The sequence below is a fragment of the Enterobacter sp. PGRG2 genome, assembly GCF_030291195.1.
In the GTDB taxonomy this organism is placed as follows: domain Bacteria; phylum Pseudomonadota; class Gammaproteobacteria; order Enterobacterales; family Enterobacteriaceae; genus Enterobacter_D.
Map to the genome: position 1 here is coordinate 1,060,620 of NZ_CP127837.1, position 6,321 is coordinate 1,066,940.

Here is a 6,321-nt window from a genome sequence, read left to right on the forward strand (position 1 = left end):
CAACGCTCCGATGTGCAGCAACACAGCCGGAGCGTCTAACCTCACCAACTATCAAGGAGTTGATTATGGCTGATCCGCATTCTACCCCAGAGTCAGAGATTAAAAAAAGCGAGCGTTCCGTGATCGTGGGCTATCGCCCGCGTGGCCGGGATAAAAGCACGCCGAACCTGATCCTGAAAGGGAAATGGCTACGGGAAGCGGGGTTCGATACCGGACAACAAGTGACGGTAAAAGTGATGAATGGGTGCATCGTACTGATGGCTTACAACGAGCAGGAGCAGCGGCTCCAGGATGAATTGAAAGCGGCACAGCAGAGGATAAAAATGATTGAATCGACGCTGGCAGCGCTCAATTAAGGTCACTTAGTGCCGGATACAGGCGGTGCAGCCCGGCTCCCGGCGCTGCACCGTATCCCCCTACAAAAAGTGAATATGCTTTTTGCCGCTGAAGCGGGAAATCTCCACTCTGGCTTCGACGTGGAAGACCTCGCGCAGCATCTCTTCGGTCAGCACCTCGTCCGGCGTACCGCGCGCCACTATACCGCCGTTCTGCATCACCACCAGCGAATCGCAGAACATGGCCGCATGATTCAGATCGTGGATCGCCACAATACTGGTGACCGGCAGCGCGCTGATCAGTCGCATCAGCTGCATCTGGTGGTGAATATCCAGATGGTTTGTCGGCTCGTCGAGCAGGATCTCGGAGGGGGACTGCGCCAGCGCGCGGGCAATGTGTACCCGCTGACGCTCGCCGCCGGACAAGCTCTGCCAGCCCTGCTGCTGGCGGTCGAGCATCTCCACGCGCGCCAGCGCGGCGGTGACAATCTCGTCATCCGCATGCGTCCACGGCGACAGCGGTGAATGGTGCGGAATGCGCCCCAGCTTCACCACATCGATCACCTTAATGTTGGAGTCTGTCGCCGCATGTTGCTCCACAAAGGCCACGCGCTTCGCCAGCGCTTTTTTGCCGACCTCGCGCACATCGCCGCCGTCCAGCATCACCCGGCCCGCGTCGGGCCGACGCAGTCCCGCCAGAATACGCAACAAAGAGGATTTCCCGGAGCCGTTCGGCCCCAGCAGCCCCATGGTCTGGCCTTTGGGCACGCTGAGCGACACATCATTAACAATGACTTTTTTTCCGATACGCCAGGACAGATTTTCGGCACTGATACTCATGAAAATTTCCCTGAGCGATAAAGAATAACGGCAAAGAACGGCACGCCAACCAGCGCCGTCACCACGCCGACCGGCAGGCTTTGCGGGGCGATCACCGTGCGGGAAGCGATATCTGCCAGCACCATCAAAATCGCGCCCATCAGCGCCGACGCCACCAGCAGTTTGCGGTGCAGCGGACCGAAGAAGTAGCGCATCATATGGGGCACCACCAGGCCGACGAAGCCGATGGAGCCAGCCATGCTGACGATGGCGGCGGTCATCAGCGCCGTGACGGAAAACAGGATCAGGCGGATCACGCCGACGGGAATACCCAGCGATGCCGCCGCGTCATCCCCGAAGGTAAAGGCGTCGAGCGCTTTCGCGTGGTACAGACACACCGCAAGGCCAATCACCACAACCACCAGCACCAGCTGAAACTCCGGCCAGCGCACGCCGCTGAAGCTGCCGAGCAGCCAGAACATCACATCGCGCGCCTGCTGCGCATTGGCAGAGGTGCTGATGGTGTAGGCGGTCAGGGCGTTGAAGAGTTGCGACGCCGCCACACCGGCAAGAATGGTGCGTTCATTGCCGCCGCGCGCGCCGTTGGTCAGCAGCGCGACGAACAGGAAGGCAGCGAAAGCGCCGATAAAAGCCCCGGCGGAGAGCGACACCGCCCCTGCGCCCACGCCCAGCACCACCACGGCCACCGCCCCGGTGGAGGCACCGGCTGACACGCCCAGCACATACGGCTCCGCCAGCGCGTTTTTCAGCAGGCTTTGCAGCACCGCGCCGCAGATGGCCAGCCCCGCGCCACTACAGGCGGCAACCAGCGCCCGGCTGAGACGAAAATCCCAGATCACCGTCTCATGGATGCGGTTTAAGGTTACGCCGGTCAGACCGAGCTTATTGGTGATGGCGAAAAACGTGGTTTTTAACGGGATCGACAGCTCGCCCACCCCGACGCTGAAGGCGATGGTGATGCCGAGCACCAGCACCGCACCCAGCAGCAACACCACGGAACGCATATTTTCAACTACCGAGCGGGACGCCACAGACATCAGTTCAGACCCAGCTTCTCTAATTGCGCCGCCACCTGCTCCGCGCCATAAATAGTGCGCACGGTCGGGTTCATCGCCTGACCATCCATCACCACGATATGGCCTTTTTTCACCGCATCCAGCTGGCTGACCGCCGGATCGGTTTTCAGGAATTTAATTTTTTCTTCCGCGCGATCCAGTACCCAGCGGTTACGGTCGAGGCTGGCGACGACAATCACGTCCGGGTTGGCGCTGATCACGCTTTCCCAGCTCACCGTCGGCCATTCGGCATCGGTATTCAGTGCAATGTGACCGCCCAGCATATTCGCGATAAAGCCGGAGGCGCTGTTCTTGCCGCTCATGTGCGCATCGGCTGACGGCGAGGCGCTGGAGAACCAGAAGACGAACGACAGATCTTTATTGCCCTTATGGAATTTCTCGCGCAGATCGGCTTCACGCTTTTTGAAGCTCGCCACCAGCGCATCACCGCGATCCTGCACGTCGAAAATCGCCGCCAGGTCGTTAATTTCTTTGTACAGCTGGGTCATGTCCCACATCTGCTTGCGGCTGCCGTAGATGTCGCCGGTGTTTTTGGTGGTGGTGCAGACGCCCGGCGATAAATAGCTGTTTACGCCCACGGCGGCAAAATCTTCGCGTTTAGCGACTTTACTGTCCGGCCCGAGCAGCAACGGCAATTGCGCCGCCACAAAATCCGGCTCCTGTGCCAGAATGGACTCCAGCGTCGGGATCTCCACGGTCAGCACTTTGACTTTTTCATTCTGCTTCGCGAGTTCCGGTAAGACTTTTGTCGGCCAGAAAGCGCTGGCGGCCATTTTGTCCTGCAAACCGAGCATCAGCATGATTTCTGCGGAGTTCTGCCCCAGCGCCACCACGCGCTCCGGCGCTTTGTCGAAGGTGACTTTCATGCCACAGTTATCGATGGTTAACGGATAGTGCGTCGCCAGGGCGGATGCCGTACTCAGGCAAAGTATTCCTAAAGCTAAAAGCGTTTTCTTTAAAACCGGCATTCGTCTTACTCCAGAGGATCAGTGGCTACGCGCAGGTAAATGCAAATCATTCTTAAGTGGTGGACTTATACCCATCGCAAAATATATTGTCAATTTTCATCACTCAACTTCGGTTATGGCATGTTTTCGACTTCGACAGACGCAACAAAACGCACCTCCCCTTATCTGCTTTCCGGCTGCCAGCTGGTCTTCAATATTGGCTTCTATGCCGTCGTGCCTTTTCTGGCGATTTACCTGCGCGACGACCTGCTGCTGTCGGGATGGGTGATCGGGCTGATCATCGGTTTGCGCACTTTCTCGCAACAGGGAATGTTTCTGGTGGGCGGCGCGCTGGCGGACCGCTTCGGCGCGCGGGTGGTGATCCTCAGCGGCTGTCTGGTGCGGGTGAGCGGCTATCTGCTGCTGGCGCTGGGGGAGTCGTTCTGGCCGGTAGTGCTGGGCGCCTGTCTGACGGGCATCGGCGGGGCGCTGTTCTCCCCTGCCATCGAAGCGCTGCTGGCGAAGGCCGGGACGCAGAGCGAAGCCGACGGCAAGCGCAGCCGCCAGGAATGGTTCGCGCTTTTTGCCATCTGCGGGGAACTGGGCGCGGTGCTGGGGCCGGTGCTCGGCGCGCTGCTGGCGGGATTTGGTTTTCAGCGCGTGGCGCTGGCCGGTGCGGGGGTGTTTATCGTTGCGCTGGTGGTGCTGTTTTTCAGCCTGCCCGCCACGCCGCGCAGGGCCAGCGAACTGAAGATCACCCCCTGGTGGGAGACCTTCCGCCAGCCGCGTTTTGTGGCTTTTATCATCGCCTACAGCGCCTATCTGTTCAGCTATAACCAGCTCTATCTGGCGCTGCCGGTGGAACTGCGCCGCTCCGGCAGCCGGGAAACCGATCTCGGGCCGCTGTTTATGCTCGCCTCGCTGCTGATCGTCTGCCTGCAACTGCCGCTGGCGCGTTTTGCCCGTCGCCTCGGGCCGTTACGCACGCTGCCGCTCGGCTTCGGGCTGTTAAGCGCGTCGTTCGCCAGCGTGGCGTTTTTTGCCGCCGACGTGCCGCCCGATAACTGGCAGCGGCTGATCCCTGCCATTTGCATGGTGACGCTGTTAACGCTCGGGCAGATGATCATTGTGCCGGTGGGCATGGATTTGGTGCCGCGTTTCGCCGGAGAACATAACCTCGGCGCGCATTACGGCGCGCTTGCCTCGATGGGCGGCGTGGCGGTGCTGGCGGGTAATTTTCTGCTCGGCGGGCAGCTCGACCACGCGCTGACGCCCTCCCCGCAGGCGATTATGCCCTGGCTGCTGCTCGCCGCCGTGCCGCTGTGCAGCGCCATCGCCATGCTGGCGATCTGCCGCCCGCTGCAACAGCGTTAACGCGGGGCGGCCAGTCGGTCTGCGATCGCCGTCATCTGCGCGCGCAACATGCCGTGCAGCTGGCGGATCGCCGGGGAAAATTGCTTACGGTGCGGGCAGATGAGATTAAGCGGTGCCGCCTCGCCGGCAATGTGCGGCAACAGCACTTCCAGCCTGCCGGCGGCGACATCGCCGCTGACGTCTATCCAGGATTTATAAACGATGCCCATTCCGGCAATCGCCCAGCGGCGGGCGACGTCAGCGTCATCGCACAGCATCCGGCTTTTCACCGTAAGCTGGCGGCGCATGCCGTTTTCATGGAACGTCCATTTATCGTGGACGTGGCTGTTCATGGTGTACAGCAGGCAATGATGATGGGTCACATCGCCCAGCGTCGCCGGACGCCCGTGCGCGGCCAGATAGTCGGGGGATGCCACCAGCACACGGCGGTTTTTCTCCGCCAGCGGCAGGGCGACATAACTGCTGTTATCCAGCACGCCGTAACGGATCGCCACATCCACCGGATCGCGAAAAATATCGCTGATCTGATCCGAGAGCGACAGCCGCAGGGTGATTTTCGGATGCTGCGCGCAAAAATCGGTGATCAGCGGCAGCAGCACGTTGCGGCCAATATCCGACGGCACGGCGACTTTCAGCTCGCCCTGGAGTTCATCATCGCTGCTGTGCAGACTCTCCTGTCCCGCCTGCACCACCGCCAGCATCTCCTGGGCGAATGGCAGGTATTTTTCCCCTTCCGCCGTCAGCCGCAGGCTGCGCGTGGAGCGCACGAACAGCCGCTTATCCAGGTCGCGTTCCAGCCGGTGCACGGCGGCGCTCACCTGGCCCGGTAATAAATCCGCCTCACGGGCGGCATTCGAAAAACTGCCTAACGCCGCGGCGCGCGCAAACAAGGTCACATCTTCGAGGCGGATCATGACGCTCTCCGGAACAGGAAAAAAACGGCCTTCATTGTTGCCAGAAACTCGCCAGCACGCACCTGATTTTCATCTTTAAAGAGAAAGTGCTGCACCGCCGGACAGGTTTTTCTGCATCGGATTTGGCGTTATTCTCAGGCGAACAACCGTTACGTTTCACTTTTTGGAAAGGAAAAAATCATGACGCTTAATGATGCCGTGCTGTGCCGCCACACCGTTAAAGCTTTTGAACCCGGCCAGACTTTGCCGGAAAACGATATTGAAACCCTGCTGAACGTGCTGCAAAACAGCCCGTCGTCGGTGAACTCCCAGCCGTGGCATTTTGTGGTGGCCTCCACCGCCGAAGGCCGCGCCGCGATCGCCAAATCCACTGGCGGTGCATTTTCCTATAACGAAGCAAAAGTGCTGAATGCTTCCCACGTGATCGCCCTGTGCATGAAAAGCGATCTGACGGAAGAGCATCTGCAGAACGTGCTGGAACAGGAGCAGAAAGATGGCCGCTTCGCCAGCGAAGAAGCCAAAGCCGGGCAGGATAAAGGCCGCCGTGGCTACGTGGATATGCATCGCTATGAACTGCGCGATGTGCCGCAGTGGATGGAAAAACAGGTATATCTTGCGCTGGGTGGTCTGCTGCTGGGTGCCGCGATGCTCGGCATCGACGCCACGCCGATGGAAGGTTTCGACTCCCGCGAGCTGGATCTGGCGCTGGGACTGCGTGAAAAAGGCTTAACCAGCGTGGTACTGGTGTCGCTGGGCGTGAAAAGCGACAAAGATTTTAACGCCAGCCTGCCAAAATCCCGCCTGCCGCGTGACGAGATTTTTACGTTTATTTGAG

Annotated in this window: 7 protein-coding genes; 3 read left to right on the forward strand and 4 right to left on the reverse strand. The window is 59.9% G+C overall.

Features of this window, described 5'->3' with window-relative positions:
- The first annotated feature begins 65 nt into the window (after positions 1-65).
- Positions 66-356, forward strand: a complete 291-nt coding sequence (locus tag QRD42_RS04545; protein WP_321988734.1) for a SymE family type I addiction module toxin — start codon at positions 66-68, stop codon at positions 354-356.
- Between the two features lie 60 nt (positions 357-416).
- Here the strand turns inward: QRD42_RS04545 and QRD42_RS04550 are convergent, their stop codons facing one another.
- From QRD42_RS04550 to QRD42_RS04560, 3 genes are read right to left on the reverse strand one after another with little or no spacing between them, the layout of a single operon-like run.
- Entirely contained in the window at positions 417-1,175 is a 759-nt protein-coding gene (locus QRD42_RS04550; RefSeq protein WP_321988279.1) for an ABC transporter ATP-binding protein, read from the reverse strand.
- Positions 1,172-2,179, reverse strand: coding sequence for a FecCD family ABC transporter permease (locus tag QRD42_RS04555; protein WP_412175878.1), 1,008 nt, complete (start codon positions 2,177-2,179; stop codon positions 1,172-1,174). Before QRD42_RS04555 ends, QRD42_RS04550 begins: the two co-directional genes overlap by 4 nt.
- Before the next feature lie 32 nt (positions 2,180-2,211).
- Positions 2,212-3,219 carry an ABC transporter substrate-binding protein gene (locus QRD42_RS04560; protein WP_321988280.1) on the reverse strand — a complete coding sequence of 336 codons (1,008 nt, stop codon included), beginning with the start codon at positions 3,217-3,219 and terminating at the stop codon, positions 2,212-2,214.
- Between the two features lie 120 nt (positions 3,220-3,339).
- On the opposite strand from QRD42_RS04560, the gene QRD42_RS04565 reads away from it, so the two are divergent.
- Positions 3,340-4,572, forward strand: a complete 1,233-nt coding sequence (locus QRD42_RS04565) for an MDR family MFS transporter (protein WP_321988281.1) — start codon at positions 3,340-3,342, stop codon at positions 4,570-4,572.
- Here the strand turns inward: QRD42_RS04565 and QRD42_RS04570 are convergent.
- The gene (locus QRD42_RS04570; protein ID WP_321988282.1) at positions 4,569-5,486 is read right to left on the reverse strand and encodes a LysR family transcriptional regulator; all 918 of its coding nucleotides are present in this window, start codon (positions 5,484-5,486) and stop codon (positions 4,569-4,571) included. The two genes, QRD42_RS04565 and QRD42_RS04570, sit on opposite strands and share 4 nt — an antisense overlap.
- A gap of 180 nt (positions 5,487-5,666) precedes the next feature.
- On the opposite strand from QRD42_RS04570, the gene nfsB reads away from it, so the two are divergent.
- A complete protein-coding gene (nfsB, locus tag QRD42_RS04575; RefSeq protein WP_321988283.1) occupies positions 5,667-6,320 on the forward strand; it encodes an oxygen-insensitive NAD(P)H nitroreductase in 654 nt (217 codons plus the stop codon).
- The last annotated feature ends 1 nt before the right edge of the window (position 6,321 follow it).